The organism is Actinoplanes nipponensis, assembly GCF_016862275.1.
Classification (GTDB): domain Bacteria; phylum Actinomycetota; class Actinomycetes; order Mycobacteriales; family Micromonosporaceae; genus Actinoplanes; species Actinoplanes nipponensis.
In genome coordinates this window covers 39,477-57,055 of sequence record NZ_BOMQ01000014.1, presented here as the reverse complement: position 1 = coordinate 57,055, position 17,579 = coordinate 39,477, and the positions used below count along the sequence as shown (strand labels likewise).

Here is a 17,579-nt window from a genome sequence, read left to right as displayed (position 1 = left end):
GCCGACGCGGGCGGGCCGACGCGGGCGGGCCAGCGCGGGCGCGCCGACGCGGGCGGGCCGACGCGGGCGGGCCGGCGCGGGCGGGCCGGCGCGGGCGGGCAAGGCGGGCAGGCAAGAGCGACTCACGGGCCAGAGCGGGCACGCTGCGCAGGCACAAGCAACTCGCGGGCCCACAACGCGCGCGCTCTACCGGCACAAGCAACTCGCAGGCGCGCAAGCCGCACAGGCACAAGTAACGCGCGGGCCGGAGCGCACAACCCGCACCCCGCCTGCTCGGACAAACCGAACACAAGCGGACCCCAAACCCGCGAGGACAGACGACCAACCTCCGACGCCCAAATGCGGCGCCGGCCCCCGCATCACGGCATCCCGCTGGATCCGCCACCGCCGTCACCCGACAGCAACCACCGAACCCCACCGCCCGGTCGAAGCAGGACCGGCGACGGCCGTCCTCCTGACAGCTCAGTGACCGGCCACCCTCCCGAGCAGGCAAAAACCGGGGCATGTCGGACCGTCTGGTGACTGGCCGGCCGGTGGCGTACCTGACAGAGTGCCTGCATGATCTGGACCGGACGCACCGACGAGGCTGCCGCACTCGGCTCGCTGCTGGACCGGACCTACGCCGAGGCGGCCGCCGCTGCCGCCCGGCCCCGCACGCTCGACCGGGAGTTCCTCATCGGTCAGTTCGACCTGTGGGCCACCCATCTACTGCCGGCCGTGTCCGCCGGGATCGCTCCCCTGTGGAGCCGGCGGGCGGCGGCGCGGGCGGTGTGGCGGCGGCTGGGGTTCGGGGCCGGGGCGGATCATCGGTGCTGGATGGCCGGGCACCTGGCCGGTCTCGGCCTCGATGCCGAGGCGCTGCTGGGTCCCGAGCGCGACGATCGCCGGCCGGTGGGTGCGCCGGACGGCCGGGTCGTTCCGGTACGGCAGCCGCTGACCCGGGAGGCGGCGGAGCTGGTCCGCGCCGACTACGACTTCGTGGGCGGCTTCATCGCCTCCGCGCGCATCGAGGCCAGCAGCCCGGACGACCGGCGATCTCCGGCGCGGTCGGTTGAGGGCAGTATGGACGCACACCTCGAGCTGGTGGCGGCCACCCGGCGGTACGCCGACCGGACCGCGCCGCCGCCGGTTCTGGACTTTCACGCTCCCGCCGCCACGTCCTTCGTGTTCCCGCCCGCCGGCCGGGACGCGGCCCGGCTGACCGGCCCGCCGGCTGTCGATGTGACCTCCGCCGACGTGAGCGTCGAAGCCGACGGCGTACGGCTGACCGGCCCGCAGCTCACCTGGTCCCCCGGGCCCGAGTCGGCGGCGTTTTCGGAGGTCGAGCCGCCGCCCGCGGGTCCGGTGGACGTGCTGAGCCGGCTGCACCTGGCGATCATGGGGCAGCTGGGGCTGATGCGGCACGCCGGCCGGTTGCGCCGCTGGGAACTGGCCGCGGCCGGCGCCCTCGGTGGGGGCAGCGGCGCGGAGCTCTTCCGGCCGGTCCCGGCCGCCCTGCGGGACAGGGCCGCCGCGCGCCGGCTGCGCGCGCTGGCGGCGACCGAGGACCCGCTGGCCCGGGCATTCCTGGCGCACGTCGCCCGCGGTCTGCCGCTCGACCTGCCGGCAGCGGCCGGCGCCGTGGCGCCACCCGCGCCGGCCCGGATCACTGTCGGCTCCGCGGGACGCCTGCTCGGCGAGCCGGACTTCACCGGCACCCGGCTGCGCCTGGTGGACGTCCGGCCCGACCGCGCCGTCGTGCATCTCGATGCCCGGCGCGACGGCCGGGGCACCATCGTTGTCATCGAGCTGACCGAGCCGCTCGGCGCCGCGCCGCTCACCGTCACCCCGGACGGCCTGACCCTGACCCGCCGGCCCGCCCTGGAGGCGACCGCCGACGACATCGCCCTGACGATCCCCCTGCCGGGCGGCGACTGGACCGTCCGCGCCGCCGCCGGCTCCTGGTACGTCGATTAGGCGGTACGCCCGCCGAGATCACGGCGTCGGGCCGGCTACCGGACGCCGAGCCGGCCGAGGAGGCAGGGCCGGGAAGCGGGGGAGACCTAGGCGATCGCCTGCCACCAGCCGTCCACGGCCGGCGGGTTGTCCACATCCACCCGCTCGCCCGGCCGCGGCACCGCGAGCCGTACGTCGCGCGCCTTCGCCTCCCGCCACGCCCGGTCCGCGGGCTCCGGCCAGTCGTGCAGGGCCAGGTTGAACGTCCCCCAGTGCACCGGGATCATCAGGCCGCCGCGCACGTCCACGTGGGTCGCCACGCCGTCCTCGGGGAACATGTGGATGTCCGGCCAGGCGTCGCCGTACGCGCCGATCTGCACCAGCGTCACGTCGAACGGCCCGTGCTCCTCGCCGATCCGGGCGAAGCCCGGGAAGTAGCCGGTGTCCCCGGAGTAGAACGCCTTGCGGTTCGGGCCCGCGATCACCCAGGACGACCAGAGCGTCTCGTCGCGGGTGAAGCCGCGGCCGGAGAAGTGCCGGGCCGCGGTCGCGGTGAACTCGATGCCGGCCACCGTGGCCCGCTCGTCCCAGTCCAGCTCGATGATCCGGGTGGCCGGCACGCCCCAGCGCTCCAGGTGCGCGCCCACGCCCAGCGGCACCAGGAACGGCGCGGCCTGCAGGTCCACCAGGTTGCGGATCGAGTCCATGTCCAGGTGGTCGTAGTGGTCGTGGGAGATCAGCACGGCGTCGAGCGGCGGCAGTTCGCGCAGCGCGATCGGCGGTTCGTGCAGGCGCTTGGGGCCGGTCAGCCGGGACGGTGAGCAGCGTTCGCTCCACACCGGGTCGAGCAGGACCCGGCGGCCCTCGATCTCGATCAGCGCGGACGAGTGGCCGTACCAGGTGACGTAGAGCCCGGCCGGGTCGCCGCCGGTCTCGGGGCGCAGCACCGGGATCGGCTGGCTGGGGTGCCGGCGGTCGCGGTCGGTGAGGGTCGCCGCCAGGACCCGCGGCATCGAGCTCGCCGCCAGCATCGTGGCGGGCTCGGTGTTGCGGAACTTGCCGTCGGCGAACTGGGCGGAGCGGCGGTACCGCTCGCCGCGTTCGCCGTCGGCCCGGGCGCCGATCTTGCGGCTGCCGATCTGCGCGGGGATGTCACGCCCGATCCACGCCGCAGCGGCCCCCAGTGCCAGGGCCACGTACGCCCCGGTCCGTCCCCGCCGGCCGTCTGCCTGTTTCGCCATGCGCGCATCCTCCGTGTCAGTTCTGTCCCGGCTGCCAAGTCTGACCGCCCGCGGGTGCTCACCGCCACCGTCGTGCTGTGGATCTCCTCAGGTACCGGGGGTGTGTCACACTGCCGCCGTGACTGTCAACACCCTTCAGAACCAGCAACAGCTCATCGTGCGCCAGCGGCTCCGCCTGATGGTCAACCAGTACGAGGTCCACGCCGCCGCGCCCGACGGGTCCGAGGCCGGCGTGCTCGCCTTCGCCCAGCAGAAGCGGATGGCGTTCAAGGAGCAGGTGACGCTCTACACCGACGACACCAAGACGACCCCGGTCCTGGGCTTCAAGGCCCGTCAGGTTCTCGACCTGGGCGCCACGTACGACGTCACGGACGCCACCGGTACTCCTATCGGCCTGTTCCGCAAGAATTTCAAGGAATCGCTGCTGCGCTCGACGTGGCACCTGGAGCAGCCCGGCTACGGCGAGATGATCGGCCGGGAGACCAACGTGACCGTCGCGATCCTGCGCCGGTTCGTGGACTCGCTGTCCTGGCTGCCGTACCACTTCGAGTTCCTGCTGAACGGCCGTCCGGCGTTCTCGGTGGTCAAGAAGTGGGGCCTGCGCGACAAGTACGTCGTCACGATCCACGACCCGCAGCTGGACCGCCGGTTGGTCGCCGCGATGTCGGTGGCCCTGGACGCGCTCCAGAGCCGCTGAGCTCATGCATTAGCGTCGGGCGCATGGACGATCCACGCGCCCGACGCCTCTTCGGCGACAGTCTCGTCGCCCCCGGTGACCTCGCCACCAGCCCGTACCGGGTGGACCGGGACCGGATCGTCAGCTCGCCGTTCTTCGCCCGGCTCGGCGGCGTCACCCAGGTGATCAGCCCCGGCGGGGTCGGGCTGCTGGTGCACAACCGGCTCACCCACAGCCTGAAGGTGGCCCAGGTGGGCCGGGCGATCGCGGAGCGCCTGGCGGCGGACACCCGCTACGCCGACCTGCTGGAGAAGCTGGGCGGCTGCGACCCGGACGTGGTGGAGGCCGCCGCGCTGGCCCACGACCTGGGGCATCCGCCGTTCGGTCACCTCGGTGAGCGGGTGCTGGACCAGCTCGCCCGGCAGCGGCTGGGCCTGCGGGACGGCTTCGAGGGCAACGCCCAGTCGTACCGGATCGTCACCAGTACGGAGATCCGCGGGCAGGCCACCATCGGGTTGAACCTGACGGCGGCGACCCGCGCGGCGATCCTCAAGTACCCGTGGACCCGCCGTACCCATCCGGCCCCGCATCCCCGGCTCATGGAGCCGCCGCCGCGCGGTGCGGCCGCCCCGCCGGACGACCCGGACGGCGGCTCGCTGAAGTTCGGGGCGTACTCGACCGAGGTCGAGGACATGGTGCAGGCCCGCCTGCCGTTCGCCGGGCGGGTGGCCGACTGGCAGCAGACCGCCGAGGCCTCGGTGATGGACACCGCCGACGACATCGCGTACGCGATCCACGACCTCGAGGACGTGCACCGGGTCGGCGTGCTGCAGCAGGGTTCGGTGGCGGCGGAGCTGAGCGCGTGGCAGCGTTCCTCCTTCGCCGCCGTCCCGGACGAGGAGCTGGCCCACGCGCAGCGCCGCCCGGGCAGCTCGATCGAGGCGCTGCGCCGCCAGCTGCACCGCAAGGACAGCTGGATCAGCGACGACGACGCGTTCGCCGCCGCGGTCGAGCAGGTGCGCGCGGAGCTGGTGGACGGCCTGCTGGCCGCGCCCTTCGACGGCTCGCTGGACGCGGAGGCCCAGGTGGCGGCGTTCTCGGCGAACTGGACCCGGCGCCTGGTCGAGTCGATCGAGGTGACCGAGAACCCGGCGGTGCGCTCGGGTCACGTGCTGCTGGCCCCGGCCCAGTGGCACGAGGTGCAGGTGCTCAAGTTCGTGCAGAACAGGTTCGTGCTGGCCCGTCCCGACCTGGCCCTGCACCAGCGGGGCCAGGCCCGGCTGGTGGGCTCGCTGGTGGAGGCGCTGCTGTCCTGGCTGGCCGACCCGGACGAGACCGAGCGGCTCCCCCGGCGCATCCGCGACCTGGTGGAACTGGCCGAGGCGGAGCTGCCGGAGGGCACCCCGGACCGGATCTACCGGGCCCGCGGACGCGCGGTGATCGACTACGTGGCGGCGCTGACCGACAGTCAGGCGGTGGCGCTGATGGACGCGCTCTCCGGCCGTACGCGTCAGCTCTGGACCGACGCCTTTGTCCTCTGAGAGCTGAACCGACTTCCTGGTGCAAGCGGTGAAACGGTGTAAGCATGTAATCATCGCTTCAGTTGGAGGTTTTCATGCGCTTCCGTCCGCCCTCCGGGGCCCGTACCGAGCCACCCTCCGCCGATGACGCCGCCGCCTGGATCACCGGCGCCGTCCCCGACGGCTGGTTCACCGAACCGCCGCAGGTCGTCACCGACCGGGACGAGATCATCATCTGGGGCCGGGTGCCCGCGCCCGAGCTGGGCGCCGACGCCACCGACGCCGACCGGTCGGCCGCCCAGGCCGGCCGGATCCACCAGTTCCGCGAGGACACCCGGGACGGCCGGATCAAGGTCGCCCTCCAGGTCGAGCACCGCTACCAGCGCAAGGTCAGCTGGGGCGTGCGCTGCGGCGACACCCAGGAGCTGTTCACCCACCTCTCCGCGCCGGTGATGACCCGGCTGCGGCAGAGCGAGCGGCTGGTGCTCGACACCCTGGTCGACGCCGGGGTGGCCCGCAGCCGCTCCGAGGCGCTGGCCTGGTGCGTCAAGCTCGTCGGGGAGCACACCGAGGACTGGCTGACCGACCTGCGCGACGCCATGACCAAGGTCGAGGACCTGCGCCGCCGCGGCCCGAACGCCGCCTGAGACGCCGGGCCCGGGTGGCCCGGCAGCCGCACGCATTAGGGTGAGCGGCGTGCTGTCCCAGGTCACCGCCACCCGCTACGTCACCCCGCTGCGTGAGGGCGGCTCGCTGCCCGGCATCGTCGAGGCCGACAACCTCGGCACGTACGTGGTGAAGTTCCGCGGCGCCGGCCAGGGCCCCAAGGCGCTGGTCGCCGAGGTCATCTCCGGCGAGCTGGCCCGGCGGCTCGGCCTGCCCGTGCCGGAGCTGGTGGTGGCCGAGCTGGACCCGGTCGTCGCGCGGGCCGAGCCCGACGAGGAGGTGCAGGAGCTGATCAAGGCCAGCGCCGGCGCCAACCTCGGGATGGACTACCTGCCGGGCGCGCTGGGCTACGACCCGGTGGCCCACCCGGTCGACGCCGAGCTGGCCTCGCGCACGCTGGCCTTCGACGCGTACGTGGAGAACGTGGACCGCAGCTGGCGCAACCCGAACCTGCTGATCTGGCACGCCGGCCTGTGGCTCATCGACCACGGTGCGACGCTCTACTTCCACCACAACTGGCCCCGGGCGGCCGCCGTGGTGCGCCGGGCCTACAGGTGGGACGACCACGTGCTGCGGCCGTACGCGACCGCCCTGGCCACCGCCGGCCCGGAGCTGGCCGCCCAGCTCACGCCGGCGCTGCTGGAGGAGGTCATCGCGCTGGTGCCGGACGAGTGGCTGGCCGAGTTCGACTTCGCCTCCCCCGGCGAGGCCCGCCGGGCCTACCTCGGCCACCTGACGGCGCGCGCCGCCGAGCCGACGGCCTGGCTGCCGGCATGAGGGTCCCGTACGAGTACGCGGTCATCCGCGCGGTCCCCCGGGTCGAACGCGGTGAGCTGATCAACGTCGGCGTGCTGCTCTACTGCCAGCGCCTGGGCTTCCTGGCCGCCCGCACCCACCTGCACGAGCCGCGGCTGCTGGCCCTGGACCCGAACGCCGACCTGGACGGCATCCGGGCGTCCCTGCAGTCCTGGGAGGTCACCTGCGCCGGCGGAGCCGACGGCGGCGCGGCCCGGGAGATGAAGCCGGGCGAACGGTTCCGCTGGCTGGTGGCCCCGCGCAGCACCGTACTGCAGGCCGGGCCGGTGCACATGGGGCTGGCGGCGGACCCGGCCGCCGAACTGGACCGGCTGGTCGAGCTGCTCGTCCGGTAGGGCGGGCCGCACCGCGACCCCCGGTCGCGGGTACGGCTCAGGACCCGCGCCGGAACCGCCGTACCCCCGCGGCCACCGTGCTCGAGGCCAGCACGGTAGCCGTCGCAGCGAGGGCCGCCACCGGCAGGCGTCCCCACCGGGCCGGTCCGCCCTCCACCCGGGCGGCGGCCCGGAAGACGTTGCCGGTGTCCGGGGCGACCCGGCGCCGGCTCAGGCCCAGCCGGCCCATCATCGGCCCGACCAGCGCGTCGTAGACCGGCGGCAGGGCCTTGAAGCCGAACTCGGTCAACCGGTTGGCCGCGCCCACCGACAGCTCCCGGCGCGGGCGGTCGGCCAGCCGGACGATGCCGGCGCCCATCCGCGCGGCGCTGTCCACCGGCGGCGGCGGGCGGCCCACTAACCCGGCGTAGTTGGCCGCGCTGGTGTAGATGGGCGTGTCCACGCTGCCGGGCACGAGCTGGCAGACGTGGATGCCGGGCGCGTCCCGGGTCTCCTGCCGCAGCGTCCGGGCCAGGCCGCGCAGGCCCCACTTCGAGGTCACGTAGGCCGACATGTACGGCGCGGTGATGTGCCCGAGCAGCGAGCTGGACAGGATCAGGGTGCCCTGGCCCTGGCGGCGGAACACCCGCAACGCCGCCCGGGCCACGTTGGCGGAGCCGAGCAGGTCGGTGGTCACCACCTTGTCGAAGACGTCCGGCGGCACGTCCTCGAACCGGCCGTACGCCATCACCGCCGCGGAGTCCGCCCACACGTCGATGCGGCCGAACCGTTCCACCGCCGCGTCGGCGAGGTCCTCGACCTCGGCCCGGACACCGATGTCGGTGGGCACCACCAGCGGGCTCCCGCCGCAGCGCGCCGCCACCTTCTCCAGGTCGGCCAGGCCCCGCGCGGCCAGCACCAGCCGGTCGCCGCGTTCGGCGAAGGCCAGGGCGGCGGCCCGGCCGATCCCGCTGGACGCACCGGTCAGCACCACCACACGTGAGGTCATGGCCCACCTTTACCCCCCGCGCCGCCCGCTGAACGTGTTCAACCGGTGCGTCCGGGCTTCCTTTCCCGGCCCGAACGGGGAGACTGGGCCGATGGACCTGCCGATCAACCCGCCCGTGAAGCCGATGCTGGCCAAGCCCGTCGCGGAGATCCCCGCCGGACAGCTCTACGAACCCAAGTGGGACGGCTTCCGGTCGATCATCTTCCGCGACGGCGCCGAGGTGGAGATCGGCAGCCGCAACGAGAAGCCGATGACCCGCTACTTCCCCGAGGTGGTCGAGGCGGTGCTGGCCAACTTCCCGGAGCGCGCGGTGATCGACGGGGAGATCATCGTGGCCGACACCGGGCGCAACACCCTCGACTTCGAGGCCCTCCAGCAGCGGATCCATCCCGCCGCGAGCCGGGTCAAGCTGCTCGCCGAGCAGACCCCGGCCGGCTTCGTGGCCTTCGACCTGCTGGCGCTGGGCGACGAGGACCTGACCACGCTGCCGTTCGCCGAGCGCCGGGCCCGCCTCGAGCGGTGCCTGGCCGACGCGAAACCGCCGGTCCACGTCACCCCGGCCACCGACGACCTGGACACGGCCCGGCGGTGGTTCGCCGAGTTCGAGGGGGCCGGCCTGGACGGGCTCATCGCCAAGGGCAAGGACCTGGGCTACGAGCCCGACAAGCGGGTGATGAGCAAGATCAAACACAAGCGTACGGCGGACTGCGTCGTCGCCGGCTACCGCGTGCACAAGTCCGCCGACAACCGGATCGGCTCGCTGCTGCTCGGCCTGTACGACGAGCGCGACGTGCTGGTCTCGGTCGGCGTCATCGGCTCGTTCCCGATGGCGGTCCGCGAGGAGCTCTTCACCGAGCTGCAGCACCTGGTCACCACGTTCGAGGGGCACCCGTGGAACTGGGCGGCGCACGAGCAGGGCGAGCGCACCCCGCGCAAGAACGAGGTCAGCCGCTGGAACAACGGCAAGGACCTGTCGTTCGTGCCGCTGCGCCCGGAGCGGGTGGTCGAGGTCCGCTACGACTACATGGAGGGCCTGCGGTTCCGGCACACGGCCCAGTTCGAGCGGTGGCGGCCGGACCGTGAGCCGCGCTCGTGCACGTACCAGCAGTTGGAGCGGCCGGTGCGGTTCCAGCTGGCGGACGTGCTGACGAGCCGCTGAGCCAGGTTGTCAGACTTCTCGGCTAGCCTCGTGCGAGCAAGAGCCGATCGAGAAAGGCCGCGCACTGTGCCGCGTACCCCCCGCCTGGTCCTGGCCGCACTGGTCGCTGCGGTCGTCGCGACCGCCGGTTGCACGCTGCCGGTCTTCGCTCCCGACGATTCCGACGGGGCCGCCCCGGCAGTCGGCGGCAGCAAGGCGCCGCCCGCGGTGCCCGGCACGCAGGCGCAGTGGACGGCCTGTCCCGACGTACCGCGGGGCCTGGTGGGGCGGGCCGCGTCCGGCATGACCTACGACTGCGCCTCGGTGGCCGTGCCCCGCAACTGGGCCGCGCCGCAGACGGGCGAGACGTACGACGTCGAGATGATCCGCATCCGCTCGGCGACCCAGAAGGACCGGATCGGCTCGCTGCTGATCAACCCCGGCGGCCCCGGTGGCTCGGGCATCGACACGGCCGTCTACCTCTCCTTCGGCCAGGCCCTGGGCGGGCTGCCGACCGAGGTCACCGACCGGTTCGACATCGTCGGCTTCGACCCGCGCGGCGTCGGGCGCTCCGACCCGGTCAAGTGCATCAGCGACAAGGACCAGGACGCCACCTTCGCCGCGACGCCGGATCCGGAGTCCGACGCCGAGTTCCAGGAAGTGGTCGCGCTCAACAAGCGCGTGGCCGAGGGCTGCGGCCGCAAGTACGGCGCCCAGCTGCCGCTGTTCTCCACCGAGCAGGCCGCCCGCGACATGGACGCGATCCGCACCGCCGTCGGCGACCAGAAGACGACCTACCTGGGCTTCTCCTACGGCACCCTGCTCGGCGCGACGTACGCCCAGCTGTTCCCCGACAAGATCCGGGCGCTGGTGCTCGACGGCGCGATCAACCCCGAGCAGGACTTCGTGGCCGGCTCCGAGTCGCAGGCCAAGGGCTTCGAGCGGGCGTTCACCAACTTCACCACCTGGTGCAAGGCCAACGCGGGCAAGTGCCCGATCGCCCCGGACGCCCGCGGGGCGGTGACCGACGCGCTGGCCAAGGCCGAGGCGTCTCCGGTCGAGGGGTCCGACGGCCGCGAGGCCACCGCCGGCTGGATCTTCGTGGCGGTGATCTCCTCGCTGTACACCGAGTCGGGCTGGCAGCAGCTCGCCAAGGCGGTCGACGACCTGCGGACCGGCGACGCGGACGGCATCTTCGAGCTGGCCGACCAGTACGCCGACCGCAAGCCGGACGGCAGCTACTCCAATCTGTTCGACGCCAACCTCGCGGTCAACTGCGCGGACACCACCGGCGCGCCGAGCGTGGAGAAGGTCCGTCAGCTGCAGGGCGAGTGGCGCAAGAAGTACCCGCTGTTCGGCGCGCCGCTGGCCATGGGCATGCTGCCGTGCACGTTCTGGCCGGGCGCCCGCGACCCGTACCCGACCGGCCCGGCCACCGGCGCGCCGCCGATCGTGGTGGTCGGCACGACGGGCGACCCGGCGACGCCGTACGAGAACACCGCCGAGCTGGCCCGGATGCTGGGCACCGGTCAGGTGCTCACCTGGGAGGGTGAGGGCCACACCGCATATCCGAGCACCAAGTGCATCGTGAACGCGGTCGACGGCTACCTGCTCAATCTGCAGGTGCCGAAGCAGGGACTGCGCTGTCCTCCGCAGTGATGCCCTCCCGCTCGGCCAGGTCCTCCAGCAGGCGCCGCACGTGGCGCAGGTTGTTCTTGAGCTCCTCCTGCTCCTCGTGCTTGAAGGCGTCGTGGTCGACGATGAGCTTGCTGGCGAAGTGCGCCGTGATGAGCGGGACGACGATCAGCACCATGATCGAGATGAGCAGGGCGGCCATGAACCGGCCCTCACCCGTCTTGGGCGAGATGTCGCCGTAGCCCACGGTCGAGGCGGTGACCACGGCCCACCACACCGCGTCGCCGTAGGCCACCTTCTCGAAGAAGTGGTAGAGCACGCTGCACGCCGCGATGAGCAGCAGATAGGACAGGATCAACGTCCGCGGCGAGTTGGCGAGCCAGATCAGCCCGCGGTAGACCCACCGCGCCGGGGTCAGCAGCAGTCGCATCGGGTCATCGTGCCCTGCGGGCACCAGCCGGCGGCTCAGCCCGTCGGGCGTGTCAGGATGGCCGCGTGGCCCAGGTGATCTTCCGCCGCGCGACCCGCGCCGACGTCCCCGCGATCCTCGCCCTGCTCGACGACGACGAGATCGCCCGCTCCCGGGCCGCCGGCCCGTCGCCGGGGCCGGACGACCCGACCGCCGGCGCGCTCACTCCGGAGGCCGTGGACGCGGCGCTGTGGGCGGCCTTCGAGGCCATCGACGCCGACCCGCGCAACGAGCTGATCGTCGCGGACGCCGGCGGCGCGGTGGTCGGCACCTGCCAGCTCACCTTCATCCCGTCGCTGAGCCGCCGCGGCGCCGAGCGGATGACCATCGAGGCGGTCCGCGTCCGCGGCGACCGGCGGGGGCACGGCATCGGCCGGGAGATGATGCTGTGGTCGCTGGCGCGGGCCCGGGAGCGCGGCTGCGGCCTGGCCCAGCTCACCACGGACAAGCGCCGCGCCGACGCGCACCGCTTCTACACGTCGCTGGGCTTCGCCGCCTCGCACGAGGGCTTCAAGATCGGGCTGTGACCGGCGGCCGCTTCACCAGTTCGCCTCGTTCTTGCGGCTGGGCTGCACGCGCGGCGGCTCGCCCGGCATCTTCGGATGGTCCGGCGGGTACGGCAGGTCGCCCAGGCCCGCCCTCTCGTCGCGGGCCGACCACTCCAGCAGCGGCGCGATGTCGTGGGCGACGTCGTCGATCGCCGCGTGCGGGTCGCCGATCTTCGCGAACCGCGGCGGCACCGTGCGCAGGTCGAAGTCGTCCGGCTCGACGTCGGGCAGCTCGGCCCAGGTGACCGGCGTGGACACGGTGGCCCGGGCGTTGGCCCGCAGGGAGTACGCGCACGCGATCGTCCGGTCCCGGGCCGTCTGGTTGTAGTCCAGGAAGACGCGCTCGCCTCGCTCCTCCTTCCACCACGCGGTGGTGATCCGGTCGGGGCTGCGCCGTTCCACCTCCCGGGCCAGGGCGATCGCCGCCCGCCGCACCTCCACGAAGGAGTGCGCCGGCGCGATCCGCACGTACACGTGCACGCCGCGCCCGCCCGAGGTCTTCGGGTAGCCGGTCCAGCCGAGCTCGTCCAGCACCTCGTGCACCACCCCGGCCGTGGTCACCACGTCGCGGAAGTCGGTGCCGGGCTGCGGGTCGAGGTCGATGCGCAGCTCGTCGGGCTGGTCGGGAGCGGCCGCCCGGACCGGCCAGGGGTGGAAGACGATCGTGCCCATCTGCGCGGCCCAGGCCACGTGGGCCAGGTCGGCCGGGCACAGCTCGTCGGCGGTACGCCCGCTGGGGAAGGTGATGGTGGCGCTCTCGACCCACGGCGGCACGCCGCGGGTGGAGATCCGCTTCTGGAAGAACATCTCCCCCTCGATGCCGTCGGGGAAGCGCTGGAGGGTCGTCGGCCGGTGGTCGAGGGCGCGCATGATGCCGTCGCCGACCGCCAGGTAGTACTCGAAGACGTCCCGCTTGGTGTAGCCCGGCTGCGGGAAGCAGACCTTGTCGGGGCTGCTCAGCCGCACCGGGCGACCGGCGACCTCGACCTCGACGGCCGGTGACTTGGATGCCATGCGACGACTCTAGGACAGGCCGCGGGTCGCCGGACGGCGAAGGCCGCCCCCGAGGATCCGGGGACGGCCTTTCGCAGTGGTGTCGCTCAGGCGCTGCGACGGCGCCGCGTGTAGAACACGGCGGCCGCGCCGGCGGCGACCATCAGGCCACCGAGGCCCATGGTGAGCCCCATCGGCGCGCCGGTCAGCGGGAGCGTGCCGCCCGCGCTGACCCCGCCCGGGGTGCTCGCCGACGGCGACGGGGAGGTCGCCGGGCTCTCGCCGCCCGGCGGCACGGTGTCGACGCTGGCGGCCGGCGTCGACGGGCTCGGCGACGGGGTCGGGCTCTCCCCGCCGTAGCCGCCGTTGCCGCGGGTGGGCCCGGCGCCGTTGTCGTCCGGCGTGGCGCCGTTGTCGTCCGGCGTGGAGCCGTTGTTGTCGGGCGTCTCGTTGCCGTAGCCGTAGTCGCACTTGTCGCCGCGCTGAACTTCCGAGCACGGCGTGGTCATCACGGCGGGCTGCTTGGCGCGAGCGGCGGACTCGTCGCCCGTCGCGGCGGCCGGGGACCCGGTGAGGGCCAGTGCGGCGAGGACGGTGACGCCGGCCGCGGGCAGTCCAGCGGCCAACCGGCGCGTCAAACTCATGAAGGGCATCCGTTCTGTTGCGGTAGGTCCATCTTGGTCCGCTGGGAGCTTAGCGGCTAATGACCGAAATGTTGGTATTGCCACGCCGGCGAGTCGGCATCGAAAAGGTGATTCAGCTCGGCACGCCACCGAACCGGTGACTGCGCCACAGGTGCGACAGCGCGAAGACCTTCAGCTCGAACTGCGGGTCCGCGGCGAACAACTCCCCGCTGTACGGCGCCCGCAACTGCACGCTGGCGCCGGACTCCAGGTAGACCGAGACCACGGTGCGGGCCCCGCGCCGCTCGGCCCGCAGGTCCACCACCCGGCTCCACGGCTGGACCCCCGCCCCGAACGGCGTCACGGTGCGGATGCCACCGGCGTCGATCTCGGTACCCAGGCGGGGCCGCAGCAGCACCCCGCCCAGCCCGCCCGCCAGCGGCGGACCGAACGCCAGCAGCGCCCACACCCACGAAGGCGGGGCGGCCGCCGCCGTCCAGGAGTGGGCCACCAGCGCGGCCAGCAGGCCGGCCGACACTCCCATCACCGCGCCCAGCACCCCGAGGTACATGCCACGGGCCAGGGCCTGCTGCCAGGTCGGGCTGAATCGTGCTGCGTCCATGACCGGTCAACGGACGGGCGCCGGGCGACCGGCGCACTCGCGGTGCGCCCCGGCCGTGGCGACGTACCTTTGAGGCATGGCATCCGACAAGACCACCCTGCCCACCACCGAAGACGAGTGGCGGGTCCGCCTGAGCCCCGACGAGTTCCGGGTGCTGCGCCAGGGCGCCACCGAGCCGGCCTGGCGCGGCGAGTACGTCGACACCAAGACCGAGGGCATGTACCAGTGCCGGGCCTGCGGCGCCGACCTCTACCCGAGCGACACCAAGTTCGACTCGCACTGCGGCTGGCCGTCCTTCGACGACGCCATCCCCGGAGCGATCAAGGAGATCGAGGACCGCAGCCTCGGCATGGTCCGCACCGAGATCCAGTGCGCCCGCTGCGGCAGCCACCTGGGCCACGTGTTCAAGGGCGAGATGATGACGCCGAAGAACACCCGGCACTGCGTGAACAGCCTGTCGATCAGGCTGGACCCGAAATAAGCTCCTCGACCGTGTATTGCACGCCGGTGTCCGACGTCCGGGTGTCGGCACCGGCGGCGAGCCGCCACTCCGGCCCGAGCCGGGGGGCGAAGGTGTCGCCCTCGACGGCCAGGTCGATGCGGGTCCGCACGATGTGGCCGGCGTACGGCAGCAGCGCGGCGTAGACCGCCGCCCCGCCCATCACCCAGAAGTCGTCGTGCGCCCGCAGCAGCTCGTCGACCGAGCCGCAGACCTCGGCGCCGGCGGCGGACCAGCCCGGTCGCCGGGTCAGCACCACGTTGCGCCGGCCCGGCAGCGGCCGGACGCGCTCCGGCAGCGACTCCCAGGTGGCCCGGCCCATCACCACGGTCCCACCCATCGTCCGCTCCCGGAAAATCTGCTGCTCCCCCGGCACGCGCCACGGGATGCCGCCGTCCGCGCCGATCACCCCGCCGCGGGCCTCGGCCCAGATCAGGTGGATGGTCATACCGCGACCGGCGCCCGCAGCGCGGGGTGGTGCTGGTAGCCGACCACCGAGAAGTGCTCGTAGGTGTAGTCGAAGAGCGAGTCGGCCGGGGCGATCTCCACCGTCGGGAACGGGTACGCCGGCCGGCTGAGCTGCTCGCGGACCTGCTCGACGTGGTTGGCGTAGATGTGACAGTCGCCGCCCACCCAGATGAAGTCGCCGGGGACCAGGCCGGTCTGCGCCGCGATCATCTGCGTCAGCAGCGCGTAGCTGGCGATGTTGAACGGCACGCCCAGGAACATGTCCGCGCTGCGCTGGTAGAGCTGGCAGGAGAGCCGGCCGTCGGCCACGTGGAACTGGAACATCGCGTGGCACGGCGCGAGGGCCATCTCGGGCAGCTGGGCGACGTTCCAGGCCGAGACGATCATGCGGCGGGAGTCGGGGTCGCGGCGCAGCGTGCTCAGCAGCTCGGTGATCTGGTCGACGTGGCCGCCGTCGGGGGTGGGCCAGGACCGCCACTGCTTGCCGTAGACGGGACCGAGTTCGCCGTCGGCGTCGGCCCACTCGTCCCAGATGGTCACGCCGTGCTCGCGCAGCCACCGGGTGTTGCTGTCGCCGCGCAGGAACCAGAGCAGCTCGACCGCGATCGACTTGAAGTGCACCCGCTTGGTGGTGATCAGCGGGAAGCCCCGGGCGAGGTCGTAGCGCAGTCGCTCGCCGAAGAGGCTGACCGTCCCGGTGCCGGTGCGGTCCGCCTTCGGGGTGCCGGTCTCGAGAACCCGGCGCAGCAGCTCTTCGTACTGGGTGTCGACCATGGCCGCCACGCTAGCGCCTGCGGGCGCCCGGGGCTCTCACGACCCCGGGCGGCGCCGGCCGAAGATCAGTGCGCCCAGGACTCGCTCATCGCCGAGATCTGCTGGTTGAGTTGCTGGAGGTCGCGGTTCGGCTCCTCGCGCTGCTGGGTCGGGTCGACCGCGGCGAAGCCGAGCGGGGCGCCGAGCTGCTGCCACCGGGCGAACAGGATGGCCTCGATGAGCACGTCCTTGACGTCCTCGTGGGCGGCTTCGAGCTCCTTCACGGCAGCCTCGTACCGCTCCACCTTTTTCAGCAGGTCAGAACTCTCGTGAGTGGTCATACCGGCAGGCTACCCAGATATGAACCCTTTTCAGGTTGATATCCGGAAACCGCCGTATGTCCGCCTTCTCAAGCTACAGGTCGAACTCGCCGTCCTTGGCGCCGCCGACGAAGGCATCCCACTCGTCGGGCGTGAAGAACAACACGTCGCCGTCCGGCTTACGGGAGTCGCGGACGGCGACGCCGCCGTCGAGCAGTGCCACCTCGACGGCGGCCTCCGTCTGGACCCCGCCGCTGCGGCGCCACACGGCGTTGGTCAGGTCAGCCTCGAACTTTTTCACCACGCGTGACAGTGTGCCAAGTCACGGCCGTGGGTCAAGAGAAGTAACCCGATCAGGACTTGAGCTTGCCGGCGACCTTGACGATCCGCTGGGCGAGGTGGTCCAGCGCCGCGTTGTCGACGTCGGTCAGCGGGGCGTCGTTGTTGCCGCCGGTGACGTGCGAGACGCCGTACGGGTTGCCGTCGGCGAACTTCAGCGGGTCCGTGTAACCGGGAGCCACCACGATGCCGCCGAAGTGGTACATCGTGTTGTAGAGCGCGAGCAGCGTCGACTCCTGGCCGCCGTGCGCGGTCATCGAGGCGGTGAAGCCGGCGTACGCCTTGTCGGCCAGCAGGCCCTGCCCCCACTGCGGGCCCAGGGTGTCGATGAACTGCTTGAGCTGGCTGGCCACGTTGCCGTACCGGGTCGGGGTGCCGAACAGCACCGCGTCCGCCCAGACGATGTCGTCGGCGGTGGCCCGGGGCTCGTTCTTGGTGCGGTCGAAGTGCTGGCTCCACGCCGCGTTCGAGGCGATCGCCTCCTCCGGCGCGAGCTCGGCCACCTGGCGCAACCGCACCTCCGCTCCCGCCTTCTCCCCGGCCTGGGCGATCCGCTCCGCCATGCCGTGGATCGTGCCGGTCGAGGAGTAGTACACGACCGCGAGCTTCACGTTAGCCACGATGGTCCCTTCGGTAGTTGTTTGTCACGTCAACTATTCCCGAAGACTTGCCCGCGCGCAGGCGAACGAAACGTCAGAGCAACAGCTCGCTGCCGTGCGGACCGACCGCGTCGGCGTGCTCGTCGTCCAGCCAGACCCCGTCACTGGCCAGGTAGCGGAAGCGGTAGTGGCCCGGGTCCAGCCGTACGGTGACGGTCCGGGTGCCGTCCCGCCGGTCCTTGAGCTCGTGCAGCCCCGGCTCCCAGTCGTTGAACGTGCCCACCACGCTCACCGGCCCGTCCGGGGCGTCCTTGGGCAGGCAGAAGGTCACCCGGGTCTTGTTGCCGAAGAGCTTGCTCCGCTTGATCATTTTCGCCTCCAGAGTGCGCGGCTCCT

General features: G+C 72.6%; 22 protein-coding genes. 10 read left to right on the top strand and 12 right to left on the bottom strand.

Going from position 1 to position 17,579, the window contains the following annotated elements; all coding sequences use genetic code 11:
- Window positions 1–558 precede the first annotated feature (558 nt).
- On the top strand, window positions 559–1,956 hold the full coding sequence (locus Ani05nite_RS05565; protein WP_203765727.1) for a hypothetical protein: 1,398 nt from the start codon (window positions 559–561) through the stop codon (window positions 1,954–1,956).
- A gap of 86 nt (window positions 1,957–2,042) precedes the next feature.
- Here Ani05nite_RS05565 and Ani05nite_RS05560 read toward each other — a convergent pair whose 3' ends face one another.
- Window positions 2,043–3,176 (bottom strand): MBL fold metallo-hydrolase, encoded by a 1,134-nt coding sequence (locus Ani05nite_RS05560; RefSeq protein ID WP_203765726.1) that lies wholly within the window; start codon window positions 3,174–3,176, stop codon window positions 2,043–2,045.
- A gap of 178 nt (window positions 3,177–3,354) precedes the next feature.
- Here Ani05nite_RS05560 and Ani05nite_RS05555 point away from each other — a divergent pair, with 178 nt between their 5' ends.
- From Ani05nite_RS05555 to Ani05nite_RS05535, 5 genes are all read left to right on the top strand, one after another.
- Complete coding sequence (locus Ani05nite_RS05555; RefSeq protein ID WP_377882034.1) at window positions 3,355–3,873, top strand: LURP-one-related family protein; 519 nt, start codon at window positions 3,355–3,357, stop codon at window positions 3,871–3,873.
- Between the two features lie 23 nt (window positions 3,874–3,896).
- Window positions 3,897–5,393 carry a deoxyguanosinetriphosphate triphosphohydrolase family protein gene (locus Ani05nite_RS05550; RefSeq protein ID WP_203765724.1) on the top strand — a complete coding sequence of 499 codons (1,497 nt, stop codon included), beginning with the start codon at window positions 3,897–3,899 and terminating at the stop codon, window positions 5,391–5,393.
- Window positions 5,394–5,467: 74 nt separating this feature from the next.
- Window positions 5,468–6,019 (top strand): ATP-binding transcription factor AbmR, encoded by a 552-nt coding sequence (gene abmR, locus Ani05nite_RS05545; RefSeq protein WP_203765723.1) that lies wholly within the window; start codon window positions 5,468–5,470, stop codon window positions 6,017–6,019.
- A 49-nt stretch (window positions 6,020–6,068) separates the two neighbouring features.
- Window positions 6,069–6,815 (top strand): HipA family kinase, encoded by a 747-nt coding sequence (locus Ani05nite_RS05540; RefSeq protein WP_203765721.1) that lies wholly within the window; start codon window positions 6,069–6,071, stop codon window positions 6,813–6,815.
- A complete protein-coding gene (locus Ani05nite_RS05535; protein ID WP_203765719.1) occupies window positions 6,812–7,189 on the top strand; it encodes a DUF3037 domain-containing protein in 378 nt (125 codons plus the stop codon). The genes Ani05nite_RS05540 and Ani05nite_RS05535 overlap by 4 nt, the downstream gene beginning before the upstream one ends.
- Before the next feature lie 37 nt (window positions 7,190–7,226).
- Here the strand turns inward: Ani05nite_RS05535 and Ani05nite_RS05530 are convergent, their stop codons facing one another.
- Window positions 7,227–8,177, bottom strand: coding sequence for an SDR family NAD(P)-dependent oxidoreductase (locus Ani05nite_RS05530; protein ID WP_239129340.1), 951 nt, complete (start codon window positions 8,175–8,177; stop codon window positions 7,227–7,229).
- A gap of 91 nt (window positions 8,178–8,268) precedes the next feature.
- Between Ani05nite_RS05530 and Ani05nite_RS05525 the strand changes: the two genes are divergently transcribed.
- Both Ani05nite_RS05525 and Ani05nite_RS05520 read left to right on the top strand, forming a co-directional pair.
- Window positions 8,269–9,336 (top strand): ATP-dependent DNA ligase, encoded by a 1,068-nt coding sequence (locus Ani05nite_RS05525; protein ID WP_203765717.1) that lies wholly within the window; start codon window positions 8,269–8,271, stop codon window positions 9,334–9,336.
- 66 nt (window positions 9,337–9,402) lie between these two features.
- Window positions 9,403–10,974 carry an alpha/beta hydrolase gene (locus Ani05nite_RS05520; RefSeq protein WP_239129338.1) on the top strand — a complete coding sequence of 524 codons (1,572 nt, stop codon included), beginning with the start codon at window positions 9,403–9,405 and terminating at the stop codon, window positions 10,972–10,974.
- On the opposite strand, the gene Ani05nite_RS05515 is transcribed toward Ani05nite_RS05520, so the two are convergent.
- Window positions 10,928–11,380: a potassium channel family protein gene (locus Ani05nite_RS05515; RefSeq protein WP_203765715.1), complete on the bottom strand. Its 453-nt coding sequence runs from the start codon at window positions 11,378–11,380 to the stop codon at window positions 10,928–10,930. The two genes, Ani05nite_RS05520 and Ani05nite_RS05515, sit on opposite strands and share 47 nt — an antisense overlap.
- Window positions 11,381–11,445: 65 nt before the next feature.
- Here Ani05nite_RS05515 and Ani05nite_RS05510 point away from each other — a divergent pair, with 65 nt between their 5' ends.
- A complete protein-coding gene (locus Ani05nite_RS05510) occupies window positions 11,446–11,946 on the top strand; it encodes a GNAT family N-acetyltransferase (protein WP_203765714.1) in 501 nt (166 codons plus the stop codon).
- 12 nt (window positions 11,947–11,958) lie between these two features.
- Here the strand turns inward: Ani05nite_RS05510 and ligD are convergent, their stop codons facing one another.
- The 3 genes from ligD to Ani05nite_RS05495 all read right to left on the bottom strand — a co-directional run bounded on the left by ligD (window position 11,959) and on the right by Ani05nite_RS05495 (window position 14,205).
- Entirely contained in the window at window positions 11,959–12,981 is a 1,023-nt protein-coding gene (gene ligD / locus Ani05nite_RS05505; protein WP_203765713.1) for a non-homologous end-joining DNA ligase, read from the bottom strand.
- An 86-nt stretch (window positions 12,982–13,067) separates the two neighbouring features.
- On the bottom strand, window positions 13,068–13,604 hold the full coding sequence (locus tag Ani05nite_RS05500; RefSeq protein WP_239129326.1) for an LPXTG cell wall anchor domain-containing protein: 537 nt from the start codon (window positions 13,602–13,604) through the stop codon (window positions 13,068–13,070).
- Between the two features lie 112 nt (window positions 13,605–13,716).
- Window positions 13,717–14,205, bottom strand: coding sequence for a PH domain-containing protein (locus tag Ani05nite_RS05495; RefSeq protein WP_203765711.1), 489 nt, complete (start codon window positions 14,203–14,205; stop codon window positions 13,717–13,719).
- Between the two features lie 76 nt (window positions 14,206–14,281).
- Between Ani05nite_RS05495 and msrB the strand changes: the two genes are divergently transcribed.
- Window positions 14,282–14,686 carry a peptide-methionine (R)-S-oxide reductase MsrB gene (msrB, locus tag Ani05nite_RS05490; RefSeq protein WP_203765710.1) on the top strand — a complete coding sequence of 135 codons (405 nt, stop codon included), beginning with the start codon at window positions 14,282–14,284 and terminating at the stop codon, window positions 14,684–14,686.
- On the opposite strand, the gene Ani05nite_RS05485 is transcribed toward msrB, so the two are convergent.
- The 6 genes from Ani05nite_RS05485 to Ani05nite_RS05460 all read right to left on the bottom strand — a co-directional run bounded on the left by Ani05nite_RS05485 (window position 14,667) and on the right by Ani05nite_RS05460 (window position 17,553).
- On the bottom strand, window positions 14,667–15,152 hold the full coding sequence (locus tag Ani05nite_RS05485; protein WP_203765709.1) for a dihydrofolate reductase: 486 nt from the start codon (window positions 15,150–15,152) through the stop codon (window positions 14,667–14,669). The two genes, msrB and Ani05nite_RS05485, sit on opposite strands and share 20 nt — an antisense overlap.
- Window positions 15,149–15,946 carry a thymidylate synthase gene (locus tag Ani05nite_RS05480; RefSeq protein ID WP_203765707.1) on the bottom strand — a complete coding sequence of 266 codons (798 nt, stop codon included), beginning with the start codon at window positions 15,944–15,946 and terminating at the stop codon, window positions 15,149–15,151. Before Ani05nite_RS05480 ends, Ani05nite_RS05485 begins: the two co-directional genes overlap by 4 nt.
- Window positions 15,947–16,011: 65 nt before the next feature.
- Complete coding sequence (locus Ani05nite_RS05475; RefSeq protein ID WP_203765705.1) at window positions 16,012–16,266, bottom strand: hypothetical protein; 255 nt, start codon at window positions 16,264–16,266, stop codon at window positions 16,012–16,014.
- A 73-nt stretch (window positions 16,267–16,339) separates the two neighbouring features.
- Window positions 16,340–16,549, bottom strand: coding sequence for a DUF397 domain-containing protein (locus tag Ani05nite_RS05470; protein ID WP_203765703.1), 210 nt, complete (start codon window positions 16,547–16,549; stop codon window positions 16,340–16,342).
- Window positions 16,550–16,598: 49 nt separating this feature from the next.
- Complete coding sequence (wrbA, locus tag Ani05nite_RS05465; protein ID WP_377882031.1) at window positions 16,599–17,207, bottom strand: NAD(P)H:quinone oxidoreductase; 609 nt, start codon at window positions 17,205–17,207, stop codon at window positions 16,599–16,601.
- Between the two features lie 70 nt (window positions 17,208–17,277).
- On the bottom strand, window positions 17,278–17,553 hold the full coding sequence (locus Ani05nite_RS05460; protein WP_203765700.1) for an isoamylase early set domain-containing protein: 276 nt from the start codon (window positions 17,551–17,553) through the stop codon (window positions 17,278–17,280).
- Window positions 17,554–17,579 lie beyond the last annotated feature (26 nt).